This window comes from Rhizorhabdus wittichii (assembly GCF_017607425.1).
Classification (GTDB): Bacteria; Pseudomonadota; Alphaproteobacteria; order Sphingomonadales; family Sphingomonadaceae; genus Rhizorhabdus; species Rhizorhabdus wittichii.
Genome location: NZ_CP059319.1, coordinates 761,539 through 784,390, shown reverse-complemented (window position 1 = coordinate 784,390; position 22,852 = coordinate 761,539). Strand labels below are relative to the sequence as shown.

The 22,852-nt window shown below is 68.7% G+C and carries 20 protein-coding genes; 10 read left to right on the top strand and 10 right to left on the bottom strand.

Annotated elements, in window-relative coordinates; all coding sequences use genetic code 11:
• Nucleotides 1–94 precede the first annotated feature (94 nt).
• A complete protein-coding gene (locus tag HRJ34_RS03810) occupies nt 95–892 on the top strand; it encodes an SDR family NAD(P)-dependent oxidoreductase (RefSeq protein WP_016744561.1) in 798 nt (265 codons plus the stop codon).
• Nucleotides 892–1,335 (top strand): nuclear transport factor 2 family protein, encoded by a 444-nt coding sequence (locus tag HRJ34_RS03805; protein WP_208633396.1) that lies wholly within the window; start codon nt 892–894, stop codon nt 1,333–1,335. Before HRJ34_RS03810 ends, HRJ34_RS03805 begins: the two co-directional genes overlap by 1 nt.
• A gap of 7 nt (nt 1,336–1,342) precedes the next feature.
• Here HRJ34_RS03805 and HRJ34_RS03800 read toward each other — a convergent pair whose 3' ends face one another.
• Together HRJ34_RS03800 and HRJ34_RS03795 are read right to left on the bottom strand one after the other, a co-directional pair.
• Nucleotides 1,343–2,530 carry a DUF1214 domain-containing protein gene (locus tag HRJ34_RS03800; protein ID WP_208633395.1) on the bottom strand — a complete coding sequence of 396 codons (1,188 nt, stop codon included), beginning with the start codon at nt 2,528–2,530 and terminating at the stop codon, nt 1,343–1,345.
• 13 nt (nt 2,531–2,543) lie between these two features.
• Nucleotides 2,544–3,341 (bottom strand): SDR family oxidoreductase, encoded by a 798-nt coding sequence (locus HRJ34_RS03795; protein WP_208633394.1) that lies wholly within the window; start codon nt 3,339–3,341, stop codon nt 2,544–2,546.
• 173 nt (nt 3,342–3,514) lie between these two features.
• Here HRJ34_RS03795 and HRJ34_RS03790 point away from each other — a divergent pair, with 173 nt between their 5' ends.
• The 4 genes from HRJ34_RS03790 to HRJ34_RS03775 are packed head-to-tail and all read left to right on the top strand — an operon-like array spanning nt 3,515 to nt 7,465.
• Entirely contained in the window at nt 3,515–4,858 is a 1,344-nt protein-coding gene (locus tag HRJ34_RS03790; protein WP_208633393.1) for an aromatic ring-hydroxylating dioxygenase subunit alpha, read from the top strand.
• Nucleotides 4,859–4,875: 17 nt separating this feature from the next.
• Nucleotides 4,876–5,634 carry an SDR family NAD(P)-dependent oxidoreductase gene (locus tag HRJ34_RS03785; protein WP_029991984.1) on the top strand — a complete coding sequence of 253 codons (759 nt, stop codon included), beginning with the start codon at nt 4,876–4,878 and terminating at the stop codon, nt 5,632–5,634.
• Nucleotides 5,634–6,518 (top strand): SDR family NAD(P)-dependent oxidoreductase, encoded by an 885-nt coding sequence (locus HRJ34_RS03780; protein WP_011951185.1) that lies wholly within the window; start codon nt 5,634–5,636, stop codon nt 6,516–6,518. The genes HRJ34_RS03785 and HRJ34_RS03780 overlap by 1 nt, the downstream gene beginning before the upstream one ends.
• Nucleotides 6,515–7,465, top strand: coding sequence for an SDR family NAD(P)-dependent oxidoreductase (locus HRJ34_RS03775; protein WP_011951184.1), 951 nt, complete (start codon nt 6,515–6,517; stop codon nt 7,463–7,465). The genes HRJ34_RS03780 and HRJ34_RS03775 overlap by 4 nt, the downstream gene beginning before the upstream one ends.
• A gap of 19 nt (nt 7,466–7,484) precedes the next feature.
• Here the strand turns inward: HRJ34_RS03775 and HRJ34_RS03770 are convergent, their stop codons facing one another.
• A complete protein-coding gene (locus tag HRJ34_RS03770; protein WP_226948544.1) occupies nt 7,485–7,703 on the bottom strand; it encodes a hypothetical protein in 219 nt (72 codons plus the stop codon).
• Between the two features lie 144 nt (nt 7,704–7,847).
• Here HRJ34_RS03770 and HRJ34_RS03765 point away from each other — a divergent pair, with 144 nt between their 5' ends.
• A complete protein-coding gene (locus tag HRJ34_RS03765; RefSeq protein WP_208633392.1) occupies nt 7,848–8,780 on the top strand; it encodes an SDR family NAD(P)-dependent oxidoreductase in 933 nt (310 codons plus the stop codon).
• Between the two features lie 59 nt (nt 8,781–8,839).
• Here the strand turns inward: HRJ34_RS03765 and HRJ34_RS03760 are convergent, their stop codons facing one another.
• The 4 genes from HRJ34_RS03760 to HRJ34_RS03745 all read right to left on the bottom strand — a co-directional run bounded on the left by HRJ34_RS03760 (nt 8,840) and on the right by HRJ34_RS03745 (nt 14,214).
• Complete coding sequence (locus tag HRJ34_RS03760) at nt 8,840–11,173, bottom strand: TonB-dependent receptor (RefSeq protein ID WP_208633391.1); 2,334 nt, start codon at nt 11,171–11,173, stop codon at nt 8,840–8,842.
• Nucleotides 11,174–11,342: 169 nt separating this feature from the next.
• Complete coding sequence (locus HRJ34_RS03755; protein ID WP_208633390.1) at nt 11,343–12,425, bottom strand: phosphotransferase; 1,083 nt, start codon at nt 12,423–12,425, stop codon at nt 11,343–11,345.
• Nucleotides 12,422–13,240: an SDR family NAD(P)-dependent oxidoreductase gene (locus HRJ34_RS03750; protein WP_208633389.1), complete on the bottom strand. Its 819-nt coding sequence runs from the start codon at nt 13,238–13,240 to the stop codon at nt 12,422–12,424. The genes HRJ34_RS03755 and HRJ34_RS03750 overlap by 4 nt, the downstream gene beginning before the upstream one ends.
• Nucleotides 13,241–13,257: 17 nt before the next feature.
• Entirely contained in the window at nt 13,258–14,214 is a 957-nt protein-coding gene (locus HRJ34_RS03745) for a phytanoyl-CoA dioxygenase family protein (protein WP_208633388.1), read from the bottom strand.
• 140 nt (nt 14,215–14,354) lie between these two features.
• Between HRJ34_RS03745 and HRJ34_RS03740 the strand changes: the two genes are divergently transcribed.
• Nucleotides 14,355–15,326, top strand: a complete 972-nt coding sequence (locus HRJ34_RS03740) for a GlxA family transcriptional regulator (RefSeq protein WP_208633387.1) — start codon at nt 14,355–14,357, stop codon at nt 15,324–15,326.
• A 165-nt stretch (nt 15,327–15,491) separates the two neighbouring features.
• Here HRJ34_RS03740 and HRJ34_RS03735 read toward each other — a convergent pair whose 3' ends face one another.
• The 3 genes from HRJ34_RS03735 to HRJ34_RS03725 are packed head-to-tail and all read right to left on the bottom strand — an operon-like array spanning nt 15,492 to nt 19,653.
• Nucleotides 15,492–17,144, bottom strand: coding sequence for an FAD-binding protein (locus HRJ34_RS03735; RefSeq protein WP_208633386.1), 1,653 nt, complete (start codon nt 17,142–17,144; stop codon nt 15,492–15,494).
• Nucleotides 17,144–18,472 carry an aromatic ring-hydroxylating oxygenase subunit alpha gene (locus HRJ34_RS03730; protein WP_208633385.1) on the bottom strand — a complete coding sequence of 443 codons (1,329 nt, stop codon included), beginning with the start codon at nt 18,470–18,472 and terminating at the stop codon, nt 17,144–17,146. The genes HRJ34_RS03735 and HRJ34_RS03730 overlap by 1 nt, the downstream gene beginning before the upstream one ends.
• A gap of 26 nt (nt 18,473–18,498) precedes the next feature.
• A complete protein-coding gene (locus tag HRJ34_RS03725) occupies nt 18,499–19,653 on the bottom strand; it encodes an acyl-CoA dehydrogenase family protein (RefSeq protein ID WP_208633384.1) in 1,155 nt (384 codons plus the stop codon).
• Nucleotides 19,654–19,857: 204 nt separating this feature from the next.
• Here HRJ34_RS03725 and HRJ34_RS03720 point away from each other — a divergent pair, with 204 nt between their 5' ends.
• Together HRJ34_RS03720 and HRJ34_RS03715 are read left to right on the top strand one after the other, a co-directional pair.
• Nucleotides 19,858–21,969, top strand: a complete 2,112-nt coding sequence (locus HRJ34_RS03720) for a 3-hydroxyacyl-CoA dehydrogenase NAD-binding domain-containing protein (RefSeq protein WP_450088465.1) — start codon at nt 19,858–19,860, stop codon at nt 21,967–21,969.
• Nucleotides 21,970–22,015: 46 nt separating this feature from the next.
• Nucleotides 22,016–22,852: an enoyl-CoA hydratase/isomerase family protein gene (locus HRJ34_RS03715; protein ID WP_226948543.1), complete on the top strand. Its 837-nt coding sequence runs from the start codon at nt 22,016–22,018 to the stop codon at nt 22,850–22,852.

Sequence of the window (22,852 nt, the reverse complement as noted above, 5' to 3'; positions counted from 1 at the left end):
CCGCGTCGATCATGGCTGTGATGTTCGACGCTGGCGGCTGGAACCGCGCTTTCCATCCGGCGCATGGTCGCGGCCCTCACAGGAAGAGGGCGATATGGGCAGGCTGAACGGCAAGGTCGCGCTGATCATGGGCGCGACGCGCGCGGGCAATATGGGCCAGGCGATCGCCCGGCGCTTCATCGACGAGGGGGCGACCGTGGTCGTCTCCGGCCGCGGTCGCGAGGGTCTCGACGCCTTCGCCGCCGAGACCGGCGCCACCGCCCTGCCCTGCGACGTCCGCCGCCGCGCCGGGATCGAGGCGCTGGCCGATGCGGTGGTCGCCCGCCATGGCGGCCTCGACATCGCGGTCAACGCCGCCGCGACCGGCGCGCTCGCCCCCTTCGAGGAGGAGACCGAGGAGCAGGTCGACGAGATGCTGTCGATCATCTTCAAGGGCGGCCTGTTCTTCATGCAGGCGGTGGTGGGGCGGATGAAGCGCCCCGTCGGCCGGGGCGGATCGATCATCACCGTCTCCTCGGCGGTGGCCGACATCATGTCGGAGAACCATTGCAGCTATATGGGCGCCAAGGCCGGGCTCAATCACATGACCCGCTTCGTCGCCCATGAATATGGCCGGCACGGCATCCGCGCCAACATATTGTCACCGGGCCTCACCGTCACGCCGATGCTGGGCGGCTATGACGTGCCCGGCATGGCCGAGGCCTATGCGCGCGAATATCCGCTGGGCCGGATCGGCACGGTCGACGACATCGCCAACGCCGCGCTGTTCATGGCCGGCGACGAATGCTTCATGACCGGCGAGACCTTCCACGTCACCGGCGGGCTGACCCTGCGCCGCAACCCGACGACCGCCGAGATCATGGCGTCGATCGCGGCGGCGGGAGCGGCCTGATGGACGCGATCGAGACGCTGCTGGCGATCGAGGAGGTCCGCGCGGTCAAGGCGCGCTATTTCCGCTGCGTCGACACCAAGGACTGGGCCGGCTTCGCCGCGCTGTTCGCCGAGGACGCGCTGTTCGACATCAGCGACGACGTGCCGGGCGGCGTCATCCGCGGCCGCGCCGCGATCGTCGCGGCGGCGAGCACCCCGCTCGCCCGCTGCCGCACCGTCCATCACGGCCATTGCCCCGAGGTCGAGATCCTCTCGCCCACCGAGGCGCGGGCGATCTGGGCGATGGAGGACATCCTCCGCTGGGACGACGACGATCCCGACGCGCCGCTGCGCCGCCTGCACGGCTTCGGCCATTATCACGAGAGCTATGCGAAACGCGACGGCCGCTGGCTGATCACGGCGATGAAGCTGACCCGCCTGATCGTCGACCACGAGCTGCGCTGAGCGGCCCTCAGAAACCGAACCGCCGCGCCACCTGGGCCTGGCGGGTCGCCAGCATCTCCGCGCGTTCGGCGGGCAAGACGATCGGTGTATCGGCGGGCAAATGATCGCGCACCTCGGCCAGCCTGACCTTGCGGGTCGCCGGCACCGGATGGCTGGGCGAGAGATACCAGCGCCACATCCCCAGCCCCTTGAGCAGGCCCGCCGTGTCGACCCAGTTGGGCACGCCGGGATCGCGCGGGCTCAACACGATCCGCACCCGGCCGTCGGCGTCGCGGCGCGCCTGCTTGTCGTTGATCGAGCTGGCGTGGAAGCGATAGTCGGTGGTCTGGAACCAGGGGTCGGCGAGCTGCAGCGACCAATATTTGCAGTCGGGAATCTCGCTGTCGATGATCAGCGCCTCGTCCTCGGCCAGGTCGTAGATCATCTGGATGTAGACCGCGCGCGGATTGCCGCCGACGTTCGAGACCGACAGGGTCGGCAGCCACAGCCGGTTGGGCCCGCCCGCCTCGCGCAGCACCGTGTCCGACATGTCCTGGTACCAGTCGACCGAGAAGCTGGTCATGTGCGCGATCTTGCCGAGCCGCTCGGCGATCTGCGCCTCGCTCAGCAGCACGCTGTCGGACGGCGCGCGGTCGATGCATTCGATGTGGATGGTGGCGCCGTCGGCATTGGCCCAGTCGTCCCACACGTCGCGCACCAGCAGGCAGATATTGTGGCTGTCGCGGTCGAGCTTCATCCAGTTGCCGGGCTGCGGATCGGCCGAGGCGATCGCCTCGAAGCTGCCGTCCGGGCCCAGATCGAACTCGTCGATGTCCCAATTGGCCAGGTTGTGCTGGTCGGCGTCGCCCCACCAGCCATGCTGCGCCTGGATGTCGAACCAGCGCGTGTTGCCGCGCCTGCCCCAGATCCGGTAGGTGCGGCGGCCGTCGATCGCGGTCCAATGGTAGCGGAAATCGGGGCTCGGCGCGCCCCACTGATATTCCACGGGCGTGAAGATCGTGTGCGAGAAGAAGGTCGGATAGGCCTGCCGCGGCGCCATGTAGAGGTTGAAGCCGAACGCCTGCAGCATCGAGATATAATAGGCCGCCTGCGCGCGGAGCTGCGGCGTGCTCGCCCAGCTCGACGTCATCGCGCGGGTGCGCGCCTCGTCGATCACGCGCTGATAGTCGGCCCAGGCGGCGTCGGTGCCCGTCATCGTCCTTCTCCCGTCAATCGGCCAGCATGTCGGCGAGCGCCTGGAACTTGGCCCGCGCGCCCGGCCGGGTATCGTCGCCCAGCACCAGGCGCGGCGGCGGATCGCCGCCGTCCAGCGCCGCCAGGATCGCGGCGACCACCGCCTCCGGCGCCATCGCCTTGTCCTGGTAATAGGCGTCGAGCAGGTCCTTGCCGCCGTCGAGAGTGCCGTAATGGCCACCCCGCGCGCCGACCTCGGCAGTGCCGTGGCTGATGAAGCGGGTCCGCACCGCGCCGGGCTCGACCAGCATCATCCGGCCGCCGAAGCCGGCCATCTCGATCGCCACCGTCTCGCAAAGGCCTTCGAGCGCGAACTTGCTGGCGCAATAGGCGCCGAGCCCCGGCACCCCCATCAGCCCGCAGCCCGAGGAGATGGTGACGAAGGTCCCCCGCCCCTGGCGGCGGACATGCGGCAGGAAGGCCTGCATCACCGCCATCGGCCCGAAGAGGTTGGTCGCGAACAGCGCCTTGGCGTCGTCGAGCGGGGTCTCCTCGACCGGCGCGAACAGGCTGCGGCCGGCATTGTTGACGACGACGTCGATCCCGCCGCCCGCCAGCGCCATCGCCTGCTCGACCGCCGCCGTGATGCGGCCATGGTCGTCGAGATCGAGCGCGATGCCGTGCGCGGCGCCCGGCCGGCTGCGGGCGAAGGCCTCCGCCTCGGCGACGCGCCGCGCGGTGCCGACGACGATGTCGCCGCGATCGAGCAGCGCCGTCGCCAGCGCCTGCCCCAATCCGCCGGCCACGCCGGTGACGAACCATCGCTGCGCCATGCCGCTCCCTCCGCTGGTGAGGGGTCGACCATCGGGGGCTTTGCAGGGCGGCACAATCGGCCCCGGCAACCGATCAGATTGGTGATGAAGGTGCAGGCAGTCGCCTTAACGCATTGACGCGCAAGGGCCGCCGCTGTCCTGTCTTCCCGTCCGCCGGGAGAGGATCGAGCGACGTGGATCAGCCAGTGCAACAGATGCAGCCCGAGATCACCCGGCGCGCCAAGGCCGGGCCCGACGACTTCATCCCCAAGGAAGATTATGTCTCGCGTGACTTCGCCCGGCGCGAGGCCGAGCGGTTGTGGCCGCGCACCTGGCAGATGGCCTGCCGCGAGGAGGAGATTCCCCGGGTCGGCGACTATGTGACCTATGACGTGCTCGACGAGTCGATCATCGTCGTCCGCACCGCGCCCGACCGCATCGCCGCCTATCACAATGCCTGCCAGCATCGCGGCCGCCGGTTGACCGAGGGATGCGGCCATGCCGCGCGGCTCCATTGCCGCTTCCATGGCTGGTCGTGGAAGCTCGACGGTACGATCGCCCATGTCGTCGACCGCGACAATTGGGACGGCAGCCTGAAAGACGAGGACATCGCCCTGCCCAAGGTGCGGGTCGACAGCTGGGGCGGCTGGGTGTTCGTCTGCATGAGCGAGGAGACCGAGCCGCTGCTCGAATTCCTGGCGCCGCTGCCGGAGGTGTTCCGCAACTATCCGTTCGAGAGGATGCGCTACCGCTGGTACAAGTCGACCGGCATCGCCTGCAACTGGAAGACCGCGCTCGAAGCCTTCAACGAGGGCTATCACGTCCAGACCACCCACACCCAGCTCTTGCCCGTGCATGACGACGAGGCGCTCGCCCATGCCGAGGGCCGGCACGGCAGCTACCAGCTCGCCCCTGGCCGCATCTCGCTGGGCGAGCGATCGCCGCGGCTGGCCGCCCGGACGGTCGACTATCGGCACAATGTCCGCGACTTCGTGCTGATGCTCGAACAGGACCTGAAGGCCTCGATCCCGCCGCACATGGCCGGGCTGATGGACCGGCTGGTCGAGGAGCTTCCGGCCGAGGCCAGCCTGCTCGACGTGCTGATGAAATACGGCCAGATCGCCTATGAGGCGGCCGGCGAGCGCGGCATCCCCTTCCCGGCGCTCACCCCCGAGGAGATCGCGCGGGCCGGCGCCGACTGGCACCTCTTCCCCAACATGGTGTTCCTGCCCGCGCCCGACGCGATGCTCGCCTATCGCGCGCGGCCCGACCGCGACGATCCCGAGCGCTGCATCTTCGAGGTCTATTCGCTGCTGCTCTACCCGGAAGGCGAGGAGCCTCCGCTCGAACGGCAATGTTTCGCGGACTGGAAGGATCACGACGGCTGGGGCCTGATCCTCGAACAGGATTTCCAGAACATGACCGAGGTCCAGCGCGGCATGCGGTCGCGGGGCTTCACCGGATCGCGCACCAACCCCGTGCAGGAGAAGAGCGTGTCCAATTTCCACCGCGCCCTGCGCGAATTCATCAGCGAATAGATCGGGAGACAAGGAAGATGGGCAGGCTCAGCGGCAAGGTCGCGATCATCACCGGCGGCGGTCAGGGCGTGGGCCAGGGCATCACCCAGGTCTTCGCGCGCGAAGGCGCCAGGGTGCTGATCACCGGCCGCACCCCCGACAAGCTGGAGGCGGCGGTCGCCGAACTCAAGGCGGCCGGCGGCGACGCCGCCTGGATCGCCGGCACCGCCGGGGTCCGCGCCGATGCCGAGGCGGCGGTCGCCAGGGCGGTGGAGCTGTTCGGCGGGCTCGACATCCTGGTCAACAACGCCCAGACCTCGCGTCCCGGCGCGATGTTCGAGGACACCGACGACGATCTGTTCGCGCTGACGATCAACTCGGGGCTCTACGGCACCTTCCAGCACATGCAGGCGGCGCTGCCCGCGATGAAGAAGCGCGGCGGCGGATCGATCATCAACTTCGGCTCCTATGAGGGCATCCACGGCGGCATCGGCTTCGCCGCCTATGCCGCGACCAAGGAGGCCATTCGCGGCCTGTCGCGCACCGCCGCGCGCGAGCTGGGCAAGCACAAGGTCCGCGTCAACGTGATCTGCCCCGCCGCGCTGAGCCCGATCGCCCAGCAATGGGTCAAGGATTTCCCCGAGGAGGCCGAGAAGGTGATGAAGCTCGTCGCGCTCGGCTATCTGGGCGACTGCGCCGAGGACATCGGCCCGGCCGCGCTGTTCCTGGCCAGCGACGACAGCCGCTACGTCACCGGCCAGACGATCAACGTCGACGGCGGCCAGATGATGCTCTGATGGCGGAACTCGACTTCACCGGCCGCACGGCGATCGTCACCGGCGCCGCCAAGGGCCTCGGCCGCGCCTATGCCCGCTGGCTCGCCGCGCGCGGCTGCGCGGTGGTCGCCAGCAACCGGCCGGCGGCGGACGGCGGCTCGGCGGCGCAGGCGACCGTGGACGAGATCGTCGCGGCCGGCGGCCGCGCGGTGGCGCATGACGGGCCGGTCGAATCCGAGGCGGCGGCGGCCGAGCTGGCCGATCTCGCGCTCAGCCGCTTCGGCGGGATCGACATCCTCGTCAGCAATGCGGGGGTGGTGCGCTGGGGCGAATTCGGCGCCGTCACCGCCGACGATATGCGCGAGGTGATCGACATCAACCTGTGGGGCTGCATCCATGGGCTGAAGGCGGCGTGGCCGGCGATGACGGCGCGCGGCTATGGCCGGATCGTCCTCACCGCGTCGAGCGCGGGGCTGTGGGGCCAGATGCGCTCGCCCGCCTATGGCGCCTCGAAGGCGGCGATGATCGGCCTCGCCCGCTCGATCGCGCTCGACGTGCCCGAGGGCGCCGACATCCGGATCAACGTGATCGCGCCCGCCGCCTATACGCCGATGTCGGCGGCGCATTTCGACGAGAAATGGGCCGATTACGCCTCGGCCGACCGGGTCGCCCCGGTGGTCGGCTGGCTGGCGAGCGATCGCTGCGGCAGCTCGGGCGGCATCTATCATGCCGGCGCCGGCCATGTCCGCCGCGTCCAGATCCTCGAAGGGCCGATCGAGGAACTGTCGAGCGGCCCGATCGACGAGGTGATGGCGCGATTGGAGCCCAAGCCCGAATGGACCAGCTCCTTCGCCTCGGGCGCCGAGCTGATGCCCGAGCTGGCCAACGCGGCGAACGGCTCATGATCCGCTTCGACGGACAGGTGGCGATCGTCACCGGCGCGGGCGGCGGCATGGGCCGCGCCTATGCGCTCGAACTGGCGCGGCGCGGGGCGCGGGTGCTGGTCAACGACTATGGCGGCGGCGTGCTGGGGCAGCAGGACGGCACGCCCGGCCCGGCGGAAGCCGTCGCCGCCGAAATTCGCGCGGCGGGCGGTCAGGCCGAGGCGAACGGCCAGGCCGTCGGGACCGCCGACGCGGCCCGCGCCATCGTCCGCGCCGCGCTCGACGCCTTCGGGCGGGTCGACATCCTCGTCAACAATGCCGGCACCGCGCTGGCCGGTTCCTTCACCAGCCATCGGGACGAGGATATCGAGCGCCATTATGCGACCAACCTGATCGGCGGCCATCATCTGATGCGCGCGGTATGGGCGCTGATGGCGGTGCAGGGCTACGGCCGCATCCTCAACATCAGCTCGAACGGCGCGCTCGGCGTCGGCGGCAACGCGCCCTATGCGGCGGCCAAGGCGGGCATGATCGGCCTCACCCTTGACGCCGCGATCGAGGGCCGGCCGCTCGGCATCCTCGTCAACGCGGTGATGCCGACATCCTATTCGCGGATGATCGAGCAGATTCCCGACCCGGCGACGGTCGCCTGGTTCCGCGACCATCTCCCGCCCGAACAGGTCGCCGCGGCGATGGCCTGGTTCCTGAGCCGCGACTGCACCCTGTCCGGCCGCATCTGGCTGACCGGCGGCGGGCGGCTGTCGAGCCTGGTGATGGCCGAGACCGGCGAAGTCTGCGATCCGACCCTCGGCGCCGAGCAGGTCGCGGGGGTGCTCAACCGGATCATCGACGAGAGCCGACTGACCGTGGTCCACGACCAGGCCGAAGCCGGCGCCCGCTATTTCGAGCATTTCCCCTGGACCGCCACGGCCAGCGCCGACTTCGGCCCCGAGGTGGAACGGGGATAGACCCGCCCCCTGATGGAACCTAAGCTTCCTCGTCGCGCTCCGGATGGATATTCTCCAGAGGCCGCATGTCGGTCGCCAGCGCCATGATCACCCGGCTCTCCTGGCTGGTCACCGGCCGCGCCTTGGCCACCGGCGGCGGCGCCAGCGCGGGATCGCGGTGGACGTTCTCGTCGGGCCGCACGTCCGTCGCCGTCGCCATGATGCGACGGCTTTCCTCGTCGCTGATGTCCTTGCTCAAGGCCTCTCCCTCCATCGCTTTCCCGCAGGCTATCATGCGCGCGCCGCGCACGGCAAACTCATCATCAGCATGATGGCGGCGCCACCCGGCTTGGTCCCCTCTCCCGCCGCCGATTAGGCTCCGCCCGAAACGGAGGAGATGCGGATGGCGGGAAGACTCGAGGGCAAGGTGGCGGTGGTGACCGGCGCCGGACGCAATATCGGCCGGGCCGAGGCGATGCTGCTGGCCGAACAGGGCGCGCGGGTGGTGGTCAACGATCTCGGCGGCGGACCCTATGGCACCGAGGCGGCCGACGCCTCGCTGGCTGAAACTGTCGCCAAGGAGATACGCGACGTGGGCGGCGAGGCGATCGGCCAATGTTCGAGCGTCGCGACCCGCGACGGCGCCGAGGCGGCGGTCCAGGCCGCGATCGACCGGTGGGGCCGGATCGACATCCTCGTCAACAATGCCGGCATCGTCCGCCCCGCGCGCATCGACCGGATGACCGACGAGGACTGGCGGCTCTGCGTCGACGTCAGCCTGACCGCGACCTTCCACAGCTGCCGCGCCGCCGCCCGGCACATGATCGACCAGCGATCGGGCGCGATCGTCAACACCGGCTCGCCATCCGGCTTCGGCCATTGGGGGATGGGCAATTATTCGGCCGCCAAGGAAGGCGTGCTCGGCCTCACCCGCTCGATCGCGCGCGACCTGGGCGAGTTCGGCGTCCGCTGCAACATGATCCGGCCGGTGTCGCACCTGACCGGCACCCACACGCCGGAGATCGACGCGACGATCGCGGAATCGGCGCGGCTCGGCATCCCGCTGCTGTGGAACAAGCCGATGGCGGCGCCGCGCATGACCGCCCTGCCCGAGCATGTCGCCGCGCTGGTGGCGTGGCTCTGCACCGACGCCGCCGGCCATGTCAGCGGCCGCGACTTCTACATCCAGGGCGACGAGGTGGCGCTGATCCCCGAGCCCGAGGCGATCCGCACCAGCTTCCACCCCGGCGGCTGGACGCTCGACGCCTTCGACGAGGAGGCCAACCGCGCCTATCTGTTCGGTGACATTCCCAATCGCTTCGTCAGGCGCGACTGAGGCTCACAAAAAATGGCGGCCGGCGTGAAGACCGGCCGCCAGTCTCCCGCTTCGAAGCCTCAGAAGCGGTACGAAACCTCCAGGCCGTAGGTCCTCGGCTCGCCATAGACGCTCGAGATGTAACCGGCCTCGTTGTAGATGCCGATCACGCCGATCCGATAATATTTGTCGGTGGCGTTGTTGACGAACAGCGCCGCGCCGAAGCCGGTGCCGGCGATATTGTCGAGGTTCGCGCGCAGGTTGACGAGCGCATAGCCCGGCTCGGTGGCGAGCACGTCGTTCTTGTCGAGATGCTGCTTGCTCCGATAGGCGACATTGGCGTTGAGCGAGGCCGCGCCGACGCTCTCCGACAGCGGCAGGCGGTAGCTCAGATTGGCGCCGAGCTGGTGATGCGGCGCGCCGACCAGTTCGAACTCGCCGGGCTGCCGGCCCTTGCTGATGTCGACCTTCACATAGGAATAGAAGGCGGTCAGGTCGATCGCCCCGGCGGACAGGGTCGCCTCCAGTTCGCCGCCATAATGCTTCTGCCGCGCGGTGTTGGTGATGATCGTGTTGACGTTGCCGGCCGCGTCGATCGACGAGGCCTGCTTCTGGACGTTCTTGTAATCCTGGTAGAACAGCGCGAGGCTGGTCCTGAGCGCCGCGCCGCCGCCGAGGTCGGCCCGGTTCTTCAGGCCGATCTCATATTCCTGCACCGTCTCCGGGTTGAACGGCGCCAGTTCGGCGGTCGAGGCCGCCCGTAGCGAGAAGCCGCCCGCGCGGAAGCCGCGCCGGGTGGAGACATAGGCGGTGAGGTCGTCGTTCGGCTCATATTGCAGGGTCACGTCCCAGGTGACGTCGTCCCACTTCTTGGCATTGGTCTGCGGGCAGTTCGCGAGGCTCGGCGTGGTGCCGTCGGCGAGCCGGAACAGGCAGGCGCCGAGATTGGGATAATAGGCGGTCACCGTCGCGCGGCGCTTGTCCTCGGTGTAGCGGATGCCGGCCGAGAGCTTGAACTGGTTGGTGAAATTATAGGTGCCCGCCGCGTAGAGGGCCCCCGTCTTCGCCCTGCCCTGCCCGACATAGGCGTTGAGGAAGGTCGAGGCCGGCGTGGTCAGCGGCAGGCCCTGGCCGGCGATCGCCAGTTCGGGGAACTGGCTCGACGTCGATCCGTCGGTGCCCTTCTCCAGGAAATAATAGGCGCCGACCACATAGGTCAGCCGGTCGTCGAACGCCTTGCCCTGCGCCTGAAGCTCCTCGCTATACTGCTTGATGTCGCGGAAGCGGTTGCTGTTGATCAGGAAGGCGGGGACGCCGTCCAGATCCATGATCTGGTTGAACTTGAGCCGGCGGTAGCCGAAGATGTTCTTGATCGTGACGCCGCCCAGATCGATCGAGCTGCGGTTGGTGATCCCGTAATTCTTCAGATGCTCGAACGGCTTGACGCCATAGGCGTCGAGCGTGCCGTCCTCGCCGGCGGCGGTGTCGAAGCGATAGTGCGGGCGCGCGGCTTGCGCGGCGAACTGCGCCAGCACGTCCGACACCGGAATGCCGAAGCCGCGCAGCGCGCCATAGCCGGCGATCGCCGGCGCGGCGGGGTTGGCGGCGGTGCCGACCAGCGCGGTGCCGTGCTCGCGGGTGCGGACCCAGTCGAAGATCGTGGTCGACTCGATGTTCTCCGCCGGGTTGATCGCCAGCGAGACGCGGAACGTGTCGTAATTCTGGTCGTCATAATCGCGGCCGCTGCTGACGTCCTTGGTGAAGCCGTCGCGCTCATGGGTCTTGCCGGCGAAGCGGATCGCGATCCCGTCGGATATCGGCAGGTTGAGCATCGCATAGGCGTCGCGCAGGTCGAAATTGCCGATCTGCCCGCGCACCTCGGCGGCGAGCTGGTCGGTCGGCTTGGCCGGCTCGACCAGCACCGCGCCGCCGGTCATGTTGCGCCCGAACAGCGTGCCCTGCACGCCCTTCAGCACCTGCACCGACTCCAGGTCGTAGAGCGTGTTGGCGAAGCCGGTGCTGCGCGCCTGCACCACCTCGGCGAAATAGGTGCCGACCGGCGGATCGGTGAGAAGCTGCGATTCCTGGGTGCGCTGGCCGCGGATCGAGAAGCCGAGCTCGGACCGGGTGGTGCCCTGGTTGGTGAGGCTGAGCGACGGCACCCGCGACTGGAAGCTGAGCGCGTCGGTGACCCCGCTCTGGGTCAGCGCCTTGCCCGAGATCGCGCTGACCGAGATCGGCACGTCCTGCAGCGATTCCGCGCGGCGGCGGGCGGTGACGATGATCTCGCCGCTGTCGGCGGCGCCGGTGACGGCAGCCTCGGCCTCGGCGGGCGGCGAAGCGGTCTGCGCCGCCGCGAGCTGCGGCAGCAGCGAGGCCGCGCACACCAGGAGACAGGTTCTGCGGAAAGCCATGACGATCCTCCTCTCGATACCCTCGGACCGTGCCCGGGGCTTATTGTTTCGGAGGAAGAGAACAGCCAAAGGGCCCGGCGACACAATGGCGCCACGGACATATCGGCTCCGTGATCAGGCGCGCCGCGAGCCGGACGGACCCATTTTTCGATGGACTGTGGTGTAGATGCTACACAGCTTCGGCCGGCGGCGCGCCGAGGTCGACCGCCGCCCAGCCGAAGCGCGGCGCCACGGCCGCATTATTCTCCTCGGCCTGCCATTCGACGGGGTTCACCATCCAGTAGAACAGGCCGTAGACCATATGCGCGCGGATCGCCGCCCAGGCTTCCGCCTCGCCCGGCGCGTCGGCCACGCCATGCCGTCCCAGCGCGGCGAGATAGCCCGCGATCAGGTCGCCTTCCCAGGCGCGGCGATCGAGCGGGTCGAGCGCCGACACGTAGAAATAGGTGACGTCCTGCGCCCAATGGCCGCGCCGAGCGGTCTGCCAGTCGAGGAAGCCGGGCCGCCCCGCGGCGTCGAGATACATGTTGCCGAGATGCGCGTCGCCATGGATCACGCAGGTCGGTCCGCCGGGCGCGAAGCGGCGCAGCGCCTGGAGCGCGGCGTGCATCGCCTCCCGGTCGCGGCAGACGCGCGGGATGCCGAGCGAGCGTGGCAGGCCCATATAATGCGCCCAGGTCTCGGGCTGGAGCTGGCCGCGCCCGAAATCGCCCCACGCCGCGTCGGGCAGCGGATCGTGCAGCATCAGCCAGCCCAGTTCGCCCTCGTCGGCCAGCGCCAGATCGTTCCACCACCGCGCGTGGAGCGCCGCCAGATCGTCGAGGAAGGCGGCGGCCTGGTCGCGGGAGAGCGGCTGCTGCACCCGGCAGATCTGCGCGCCGGCCGGGCGCAGGTCCTCCATGATCACGACGCCCTGATCGGCATTGGCCGCCGCGAAGAAGCAGCGCGGCAGGCCGATCGACAGGCGGGGCGCGATCTCGGCGAAGAAGCGGGCTTCGGTCTGGTAGCAGAATTTGACCAGCTCACGATGCTCGGCGAGCCCGGCCTTGACGCACAATCGCTCGGGCAGCCCGGCGTCGCGGCCGGCCCGGTTATAGACGGCGGTCACCATCATCTTGGTGCCGGTGCCCCAGAGGATATCGGTGACCTCGATCCGTTCGACCGCGACGCCGGGCGCATATCCGGACAGCGCCTCGCCCAGCCAGCCGGCCGTCACCTCCTCCGGCAGCAGCGGCAGCCGCAGCTCGCTCATGCCTCGGAGATCAGCGCGTGGCCGACCATCGGGCCGATCCCCTCGACCCCGCCGTCGACCGCCAGGTGGACGCCGTTGATGAAGCGGGCCTCGTCGCTGGCGATGAACAGCACCGCCTGGGCGACGTCCCACGCATCGCCCTCGACGCCGAGCGGACCGACCTTGCGGCGCGCCTCGCGCATGCTGGCGGGCAGCTTGCTCATCGCATGCGGGGTCATGACATGGCCGGGGGCGACCGTGTTGACGCGGATGCCCTGCCGCCCGTGCAGCACGCCGATCTCGCGCGAGAGCTGCGCCATCGCCGCCTTGGACGGCCCATAGGCGACCGCGCCCATCGCCCGCATGCCCGCCAGCGACGAGATGTTGACGATCGATCCGCCGCCCCGCGCCGCCATCACCGGCACGGCATATTTGCTCATCAGCATGACGCTGGTCAGGTTGACGGCGATCGTCCGGTTCCACAGGTCGAGCGTCACCGACTCCAGGTTGGTCGGCACCGAGATGCCGACATTGTTCACCAGAATATCGAGCTGTCCGAAGATCTTGACGGTGGTTTCTACCAACGCCTCGCAATCCTCGGGCAGGCTGACGTCGGCGGCGACGGCGATCGCCTCGCCGCCCTCGGCGCGGATCTGCGCGGCGGTCGCCTCGGCGCGCGCGCCGTCGAGATCGGCGCAGGCGACCTTCGCCCCCTCGCGCGCCATGATATAGGCGATGGCGCGGCCGATGCCGATCTCGTCCTCCGCCGCCCCCGCGCCGGTGACGATCGCGACCTTGCCGGCCAGTCGGCCGAGATAGCGGGTGGGTTCGGGCATGGACTGTCCTTCGATGCTTATTGGATGGGCCGCATGTTGCGGACGAGGTCGCCGGTGACGGCGGCGATCACCTCCTGCCCGACGCGATAGCGGCCGGGTATGTCGGCGAGCGGCATCTGGTCTCCGCGCAGCCCGCGCACGAAGCTGGTCGCGTCGAAGCGCAACGCGCGATCGCCGATGGTGACGCCGTCGGCGCTGACCGCCGCGATCGTGCCGACCACCGGGACGTTGCCGTTCGACGGCATGATCCGCGTGTCGACCGACAGGCGGAAGCGGTCCGAATGGTTGGTGATGCCCGAATGCGGCGTATTGAGGTCCATCAGCAGCACGTCGCCGGGACGGTAATGGGTGCTGCGCCAGCGCCCGATCTCCATGTCCGCCTCGGCGATCGGCAGGATCTTCATGCCGTCCTTGCGGTGGAGGCTGCCGCGCCGGTGCACCCCTTCGACCAGCGCCAGCCCGCCGACGTCGGGCGCGATCTCGGCCAGCGGAATCCAGCAGATCAGGAAGTCGAGCCCGTCATTATAGGTGCCGTCCTGGTGGATGAACTCCAGCCGCCGCGTATCGCGATCCCGCGCCGGCGGCACCTGGCGATGGACGGTGAACGGCACCCAGAAGGGATCGCAGCCGAACAGCCGCCGGAAGAAGGCCGCGATGCGCGGATCGCGGTGCAGCACCCGGTCGACCCGGCGCTCGTTCATCGCGGTCTCGTTGACCATCGCCGGCATCGCCGACAGGTCGGCGCCGTTGTAGAGCGCGTCGGGGTCCTGCGGGTCGGCGACGCCCAGTTCGCCGAGATAGTCCATGTAGATCTGGCGCAGCTCGGCGATCGCCTGCTTGTCGAGCACGTCGCGGAAGAACCAGTAGCCGTCGCGCTCCCAGGCGGCCTTGAGCCCCTCCCGGTCACCGAGCAGATGGTTGGAGACGTTGAATTCGCTCATCTCGGGGATGAGGCACGGGGCGGCCATGGTCATCGCAACTCTCCTGTCCGCACGGCGCGACCGATCGGCCGGCGCCGCGCGCTGTTCTCGTCGATCCGACTATCCGGGCCGCCCTCGTGGCCGGACAGGATGATATCTTGCAATAAGCGGATATTTTCCGTCATGGTCGCACGATGCCCGATTTCGCCCTCGTCGCGCTCGACGGCGCCTATCACGCCAGCGTCGGCGCGCTGACCGACAGCTTCATCCTCGCCCGCGACCGGATCGAGCAGGTGTTCGCCGACAGCGGACCGATGCGGATGGAGACCCGGCTCCGGATATTGTCGCTCGACGGCGGACCGATCCGGATGAGCGACGGCCGCCGGCTCGATGTCGACGGCGCGATCAGCAGCGTCGACGAGCATGGCTTCGTCTGGCTGCCCGCCTTCCGCGTCATGGGGATTCCGGCGCTCGAGGAGCGGCTGACGCGCAGCCATGAGCTGCTGCCCTGGCTCCGGCAGCAGGCGGACGGCGGCGCGGTGATCGGGGCGAGCGGCGCCTCCGCGCTGATCCTGATGGCGGCGGGGCTGACCCACGACGTCGCCGTGCCGATCGCCCGCGCGCTGCAACCGGTCGCCCGGGCGATGTTCCCGCGCCACCGCGCCGAGGAGCGGCTGGCGCTCGCCGATCATGGCGATCTGCTGATCGCCAACGGCATGGCCCATGACCTCGCGCTGATCGTCCGGGTGATGGAACGCACCCTGTCCCCCGATGTCGGCCGCTGGCTGACCTCGATCATGGGGCTCGATCGCGAGGAGGAGCATCTGCTCGCGAGCGATCCGCTCGTCGCCCGCGCGCAGATCTGGCTGGAGCAGCGCTTCACCGGCGCGATCGGCATCCAGGAGCTGGCGGAGGCGCTGTCGACCAGCCAGCCGACGCTGGTGCGCCGCTTCCGCAAGGCGCTCGGGATGAGCCCGAAAAGCTATATCCAGCACCTGCGCCTCCAGGCGGCGACGCGGATGCTGGAGAAGTCGAACCGCTCGATCGACCGGATCGCCGAACTGGTCGGCTTCTCCGACAGCCGGCTGTTCCGCGCCATGTTCCGCCAGCGGACGGGGATGACCGCGACGCAGTGGCGCGAGGCGTCGCAGGCCCGGCGCGGCTGAGGCCATCCTCCTAGTCCCGCCCCCTTGTCGTCATTCCCGCGAAAGCGGGAATCCATGGACGGCGGCCCGCAAGAGACGGAATGCGCCGTGACCGTGGATTTCCGCTTTCGCGGGAATGACGGAAAGATAGGGCGATCGGCGGGATTCGATCACGACCGGACCACCCTAATCGTTGGCGCCGACGGCATGGTGCGCCGCGATCCAGGCGAAGACGAACGAGGCGCCGATGCTTGCGCCCGCCGCCGGATAGCAGCGGCCCATCACCGAAGCGGTCGAATTGCCGGTGGCGTAGAGCCCCTCGATCACCGACCCGTCGGCGCGCAGCACCCGCGCATGTTCGTCGGTCAGCATGCCGCCGCTGGTGCCGACGTCGCCGGGCACCATCTCCATCACATGGAAGGGCGGCTTGTCGATCTTGCCCAGATTGGGGTTGGGCTTGACGGTCGGATCGCCGAACCAGTTGTCGTAGCCGCGCCCGCCGCGATTGAAGTCGAGGTCCTTGCCGGTCTCGCAATAGCGGTTGAACTTGGCGATCTCGTCCTTGAGCCCAACCGGATCGATGCCCGCCTTCGCGGCCAGCTCCTCGATCGTGTCGGCGGTCTTCATCATGCCGCTGTCGAGCCAGGACTGCGGCGTCTTGCCCGGCGGATAATAGCCCCAGGCATAGCGCTTGCGGTGGCGGCTATCGAGGATGACATAGGCCGGCACGTCGTTCCGGTAGAGCCGCTGGCCGTTCTCCATATAGGAGCCGCTCTCGTTCAGGATGCGCCGCCCCTGGCGGTTGACGATGATGCAGTGCGGCTTGGAGATGTCGGTGTTGTGCATGTTGGCGGGGCCGCCCTCGGGCACCATCGTGCCGGGCACCCACCAGGCCTGGTCCATCAGGTCGAGCGCCGCGCCGTGCCTCTCGGCGATCTCGATCATCTCGCCGGTGTCGCCGGGATTGGCGTTGGTCCATTCGACCGAGCTCGGCTGCGGGCCGTATTTCTTGCGCATCTCGGCATTTTTCGAGAAGCCGCCCGCGTTGATCAGCACGCCGTCGCGGGCGCCGATCCGCAGCGTCCTGCCCTCATGCTCGACGACGACGCCGGTGATCCGGCCCTTCTCCTCGACCAGCTCGACGACGCCATGGCCTGTCCGCATGTCGACGCCGGCCTTGTCGGCCAGCATCAGCATCCGCCCCTGGAGCGCGCCGCCGAAACTGAGCAGCGGCGCGCCGCGCTTCTTCACCAGCCACATGCGGAACAGCAGCTTCATGCCCTCCCACATGCCCCTCGGCGTGCGGGTGGCGAGGCCGATGATCCCCGCCTTGTCGGTCGGCAGCGGCATCACCATCGGGCCGAGGCGCAGCTTGTCGAACAGCGGGCCCATCTCGCGGGCGTCGAGCATCGGCGCGCCGACCGACCGGCTGCGGGTGCAGCCGCCGGGCCGATCGTCGTAATAATCGGCCCAGCCTTCGGTGCGGAGCCATTGCATGCCCTGCTCCTCCAGCCACTTCATCATCACCGGGCCGTTGCGCAGATAGGCTTCCTTGCGCTCGGGCGAGGCGGCCGGGCCGGCATCGTTGCCGACCGTCGCGTCCATATACATGCGGCCCAGCTCATGGCTGTCCGCGATCCCGTCGCGGGCGAGGAGATGGTTGTCGGGAATCCACAGCACGCCACCCGACATGGCGGTCGATCCGCCCAGCTTGTCAGTCTTCTCCAGGATCAGCGGCTGCTTGCCGATCGATTTGAGATACAGCGCGGCCGCCATCGATCCGCCGCCCGAGCCGCAGATCACGAAGTCCGCCGTCTCGTCCCAGTTCGTCGCCGCCATCACTGGCCCCCGTCCAGATAGGCGAGCAGGGTCGCGTGGAAATTGCTGATCTCGACCTCCTGGACCGGGCTCGGCCGCGCCGCCTTGAAGACGCGGGACTTCATCCCCTTCTGGACGGCCTCCATATTCTGGAAGTCCTGCTCCAGGATCAGCCCCCAGTCGACCGTGCGCCAGTCGTCGGCGACCTCGACCTCGACATTCCTGGGTTCGGCGCCCTCCGCGAAGCGCTCCATCACATTGACCTCGAAGATGCAGCTGTCGGGATCGTCGCCGTTCGGGCGGGCGCGGTAGAACAGCACATTGGTCGGCTGCTGGAGGAAGACGAGGTTGGGGAAGATGTTCCAGTCGGTCCCCGCCGCCATCTGCTGCTCGGGGGTGATGGCGGGCCAGGGCCGGCCCGACTTCGCCGATTCCTCGCGGTGGAAGGTCGCGAAGGCGACGTAGATCTCGAACGGCGTCGCGGTTTCGGGCAGCTCCATCAGCCGCCGGCCCGCCGCCAGCATCTCGTCGGTGGTGGTCGCCTTCAGCGTGTCCCAGATCTCCTTGTTGAACTCATAGAGACCCTTGCGCATGTCGCCGCTCTGGTCGCTGATCCGCGGGCTCGGCAGGCCGAACAGCGCGGTCGGGGCATAGCCGAACATGGCGTGCCGCCCATAGGCGCGGGAGAAGGTGTAGTCGTCCTGATAGGGCAGAAGCTGCCGATGCGTGGTCTGCACATGATAGCCTTCCATGAAGGCCTCCTGCGCGGTCTTCCAGTTGCACGGCATGGTGATCCGCTTGCGCCAGACATAGCGCATCCGATCCATCTCGAACGGATCGAGCAGGGTCTTGGCCTCGCCCAGATGCTCCTCCAGGCTCTCGCTGTCGGGGTCCATGTTGATGAACACCCAGCCGCCCCAGCTCGCGCTCTTGACCGGGTGCAGGGTGATCTCGCTGTCCTGGAGCAGCTCGCCCCAGTCCTTGCGGTCGACCACCTCGGTCGGCTTGCCGTCGAGATTCCACTGCCAGCCATGATATTTGCAGTGGAACTTGCCCATCCGGCCGCAGCCGGCGGTCAGCCGCCGGCCGCGATGCGGGCAGACATTGTGATAGGCCGCGATCGCGCCGTCGGTCTTGCGCACCACCGCGATCGACTCGTCGGCGATGTCGTAGGTATAGAAATCGCCGGGGTTCGGGATCTCCTCCTCGCGGCAGGCGATCTGCCAGACGCGCGGCCACAGCCGCTCCTTCTCCAGCCGCACATAGTCGGGGGAGACATAGGCGTCGGCCGGCACATAGTCCGGCCGCACCGTCCCGCCCGCCGTCTTCACCTTGCTGATCTCGTTCATGGCTCCATCCTCTCCCCGATTCCGCGTCAGGCCCTGGCAGGCCCCTGGGGAAACCGCATGTCGAAAACGCCCTCGGCGATCCGGTTGAGCAATATCTCTATCGCGCCGCCCGCGATCATCCAGCCCCGGGTGCGGCGCAGGCAATATTCCACCAGCCCGTCCTGGCTGTAGCCGGCGCCGCCCATGACCTGCATCGCCTCATTGGCGCAGTCGAACCCGGCCCGGTTGCACGCGACCTTGGCGATCGCGGTCTCGTCCGGCGACGGCAGGCCCTTGTCGGCGTTGATCGCGGCCCGGTAGAGCAGGAGCTGCGCCGCATCGAGCTTGAGCTTCATCTCGGCGAACTTCCATTGCAGGCCCTGGAACTCGCACAGCGCGCGGCCGAACTGCTTGCGCGTCTTGGCATGCTCGACCGCCGCGTTGAAGGCGTAGCGGCCCAGCGCCAGGCTGCGCGCGGTGTTGCCGATCCGCTCGACGTTGAAGCCCGACATCTGCTGCTTGAACCCGCCCGGCCCCAGCAGCACCTTGTCCTTCGGCACATGGACATTGTCGAAGAACAGCGGGTTCCACTCCTCGCCCGACAGGAAGCGCACCGGCTTGCCGAAGCTGAACCCCTCCTGCCCGCGCTCGATCAGCACCGAACCGATATTGCCGGTGCCGGGCCCGTAGCGGACATAGACGAGGAAGACCGTGGCATGGGTGCCGTGGGTGGTGAAGATCTTCTGCCCGCTGATGCGGAAGCCGTCGCCGTCGGGCACCGCCGTCGTCGTCAGCTCGGTGACCGCCGATCCGGCGTTGGGCTCGGTCATCGCCACCGAGATCAGGCCGTCGCCCTTCAGCAGCGGCGCCAGATATTGTTCCTTCTGCGCGTCGCTGGCGAACTGGGCGAAGGTGCGGATCGCGCCGAAATTGCCGGCCTGCACCACGTCCGCCGAGCGCGGGCAGACCGACGCGATCGTCTCGATCGCGATCACCGCGTCCATCAGCGACCCGCCGAGACCGCCCTTCTCCTCCGGGATGGTGATGCCGATCAGGCCCTGCTCGGCCATCATCCGGGCGACCTCCCACGGATAATCGTCGCTGTGCGCGCGCTCCAGGGCACCGGCCGCCAGATGCCGCTGCGCGAACGCCGCGACGGCATCCCGGAACATGGACTGTTCTTCGGTCAGATCAAACTGCATCAAAAGGCTTCCCTTGGTATCGCGCGGCCGCGCATCATCGCATCGTCCGGGTAAATCGCGATCGGCGCGATGCGAAGGCGGCCGGACAAAGCTTCACATTCTCGATACCTCCGCCCGGCTCCAGCGCTTTGCTTGACAGTGCGGGCGCCGGATAGCTTCTGCGGGGGCAGGACTATAGCCAGCACGGGGCCCGACCAAGCCATCATGACTCAGGTAAACGAGAAGATCTCCACGCGCGTCGAAGGCGACATCGGTTTCATCCGCAGCGACAACCCGCCGGTCAACGCGCTCGGACAGGCGGTGCGCAGCGGCGTCGTCGAGGCGCTCGATCGGCTGAACGCCGACCCCGTGGTCAAGGCGATCGTGCTCCATTGCGAAGGCCGCACCTTCTTCGCCGGCGCCGACATCACCGAGTTCAACAAGCCGCGCGTGCCCCCGACCCTCCAGGAGATGATCCTCGCGATCGAGAACTCGCCCAAGCCGGTGGTCGCCGCGGTCCACGGCACCGCGCTGGGCGGCGGCTTCGAGACCGCGCTCGGCTGCCCGTTCCGCGTCGCCGTCCCCTCGGCCAGGATGGGCCTGCCCGAGATCAACCTGGGCCTGTTCGCCGGCGGCGGCGGGACGCAGCGGCTACCGCGCATCATCGGTCCGGAGAAGGCGCTCGAATTCGTGCTGTCGGGCAAGCCGGTGGGCGCCGCCCAGGCGCTGGCGCTCGGCATCCTCGACGCGGTCGAGGACGGCGCCCCCGATGCGATCGGCGCGGCCTTCGCCCGCCGGGTGATCGACGAGAAACTGCCGGCGGTGGCGGTCAGCCGCCGCGACGGCAGGATCGCCGCGACCCGCGCCGATCCGAGCGCCTTCGACGCGCTCGCCGCGAAGCTCACCGCGCGTAGCAAAGGACAGGAAGCGCCGGCCGCCAACGTCGCTTCGGTCCGCCGCTCCTTCACCCTGCCCTTCGACGAGGCGATGGCGATCGACGCCGAGGCCAATCGCGCGCTGATGGCGGGCAGCCAGTCGCGCGCGCTCCGCCACCTGTTCTTCGCCGAGCGCGAGGCCGCCCGGATTCCCGGCCTGCCCAAGGATGCCAGGGCGCGCGACGTCGCCAGCGCGGCGATCATCGGCGCAGGCACGATGGGCGGCGGCATCGCGATGTGCTTCGCCGGCGCCGGCATCCCCGTCGTCATCGTCGACACGACGCAGGAGGCGCTCGATCGCGGGATGGAGCGGGTGCGCGCCAATTACGCCACCTCGGTCAAGCGCGGCTCGATCAGCCAGGAGCAGGTCGACCGGCGCCTCGCGCTGATCACCCCGGCGACCGACCGCGCCGCCGTCGCCGACGCCGACCTGGTGATCGAGGCGGTGTTCGAGGACATGGCGGTCAAGAAGGAGATATTCTCCGACCTGGAGAAGCGGGTGAAGCCGGGCACGGTGCTCGCCTCGAACACCTCGGCGCTCGACGTCGACGAGATCGCCACGGCACTCGACCGGCCCGAGGATTTCGTCGGCATGCACTTCTTCTCGCCGGCCAATGTGATGAAGCTGCTGGAGGTGGTGCAGGCGGCGAAGAGCAGCCCGGAGGCGATCCTCACCGCGATGGCGGTCGGCCGCAAGATCGGCAAGGTGCCGGTCTGGTCGGGCAATTGCGACGGCTTCATCGGCAACCGGATGGTCGCCAAGCGCTCGGCCCAGGCCGAACGGCTGCTCCAGCGCGGCGCCTTCCCGCCGCAGGTCGACGCGGCGCTCACCAAGCTCGGCTTCCCGATGGGGCCGCTGACCACCAACGACATGTCGGGTCTCGACATCGGCTATGCGATCCGCAAGCGGCGCGGCACCCCCTTCCCGATCGCCGACGCGATCGTCGAGAGCGGGCAGCTCGGCCAGAAGACCGGATCGGGCTATTATCGCTACGAGCCGGGCGACCGCACCCCCCGCCCCAACCCCGATACCGACGCGCTGATCGTCGCCACCTCGGCGAAGCTGGGCATCGAGCGGCGCGAGATGTCGGAGGGCGAGATGGTCGAACGGCTGCTGTTCCCGCTGATCAACGAGGGCGCGCGGATCGTCGAGGCGGGCATCGCGCTGCGGCCGTCCGACGTCGATCTGGTCTGGATCAACGGCTATGGCTGGCCGCGCCACCTGGGCGGGCCGATGTTCCACGCCGACGAGATCGGGCTGGCGCACATCGTCGCCCGCCTGCGGGAGTTCGCCGCCGACACGCCCGACGATCCATCGCTCGAACCCGCGCCGCTGCTGGTCGAGCTGGCCGCGAAAGGACAGGGTTTTTCCGAATGGCAGAAGAGCCGCGCCGCGGCCTGAGCATCGCGCCGGCGCGCCGGCTCCACAGGATTTCCAGGAGACTATGATGAGCGACGACAACGAGTTCCAGCGCGAGATCGACTATAGCGAGTTCGACTTCCTGACGGTCGACATCGGCGAGGACGGCGTCGCCGTCGTCACGATGAACGATCCCGACACGCTCAACGCGGTCGGCCCGCACAACCACTGGCAGCTCGAGGATATCTGGCTGAAGCTCGCCCGCGACGAGCGGATCAAGGTGATCGTGCTGACCGGCGCCGGCAAGGCCTTCTCGGCCGGCGGCAACATCAAGCTGATGGCCGAGCGCGCCCAGACCGAATATGGCCTGAAATACGCGCTGCGGGTGCCGATCAACACGCTGCGCATCTGGGACCAGATCCTGATGACTCCGCAGCCGATCATCGCCGCCGTCAACGGCGACGCGATCGGCCTGGGCACCTCGCTGTTCGCCTTCTGCGACATGAGCATCGTCGCCGAGGACGCCCGGCTGGGCGACACCCATGTCCGCGTCGGCCTCGTCACCGGGGACGGCGGGTCGGTGATGTGGCCGCTGCTGGTGGGGCCGCAGAAGGCCAAGGAATATCTGATGCGCGGCAAGCTCCTGAACGGCAGGAAGGCCGAGGAGATCGGCCTGGTCAACTATGCCTTCCCCAAGGAACAGGTGCTCGACGAGGCGATGAAGATCGCCCGCGAGATCGCCGGCCAGCCGATCTGGGCGGTGCGCTGGTCCAAGGCCGCGGTCAACAAGTGCATCCGCGACCAGGTCAACCTGACCGGCGAGCTGTCGATCGCCTATGAGGCGATGACGATGATGACGCACGACTACAAGGCGGCGACCACCGCCTTCGCCAACAAGGAAAAACCGGTCTTCAAGGGCTATTGA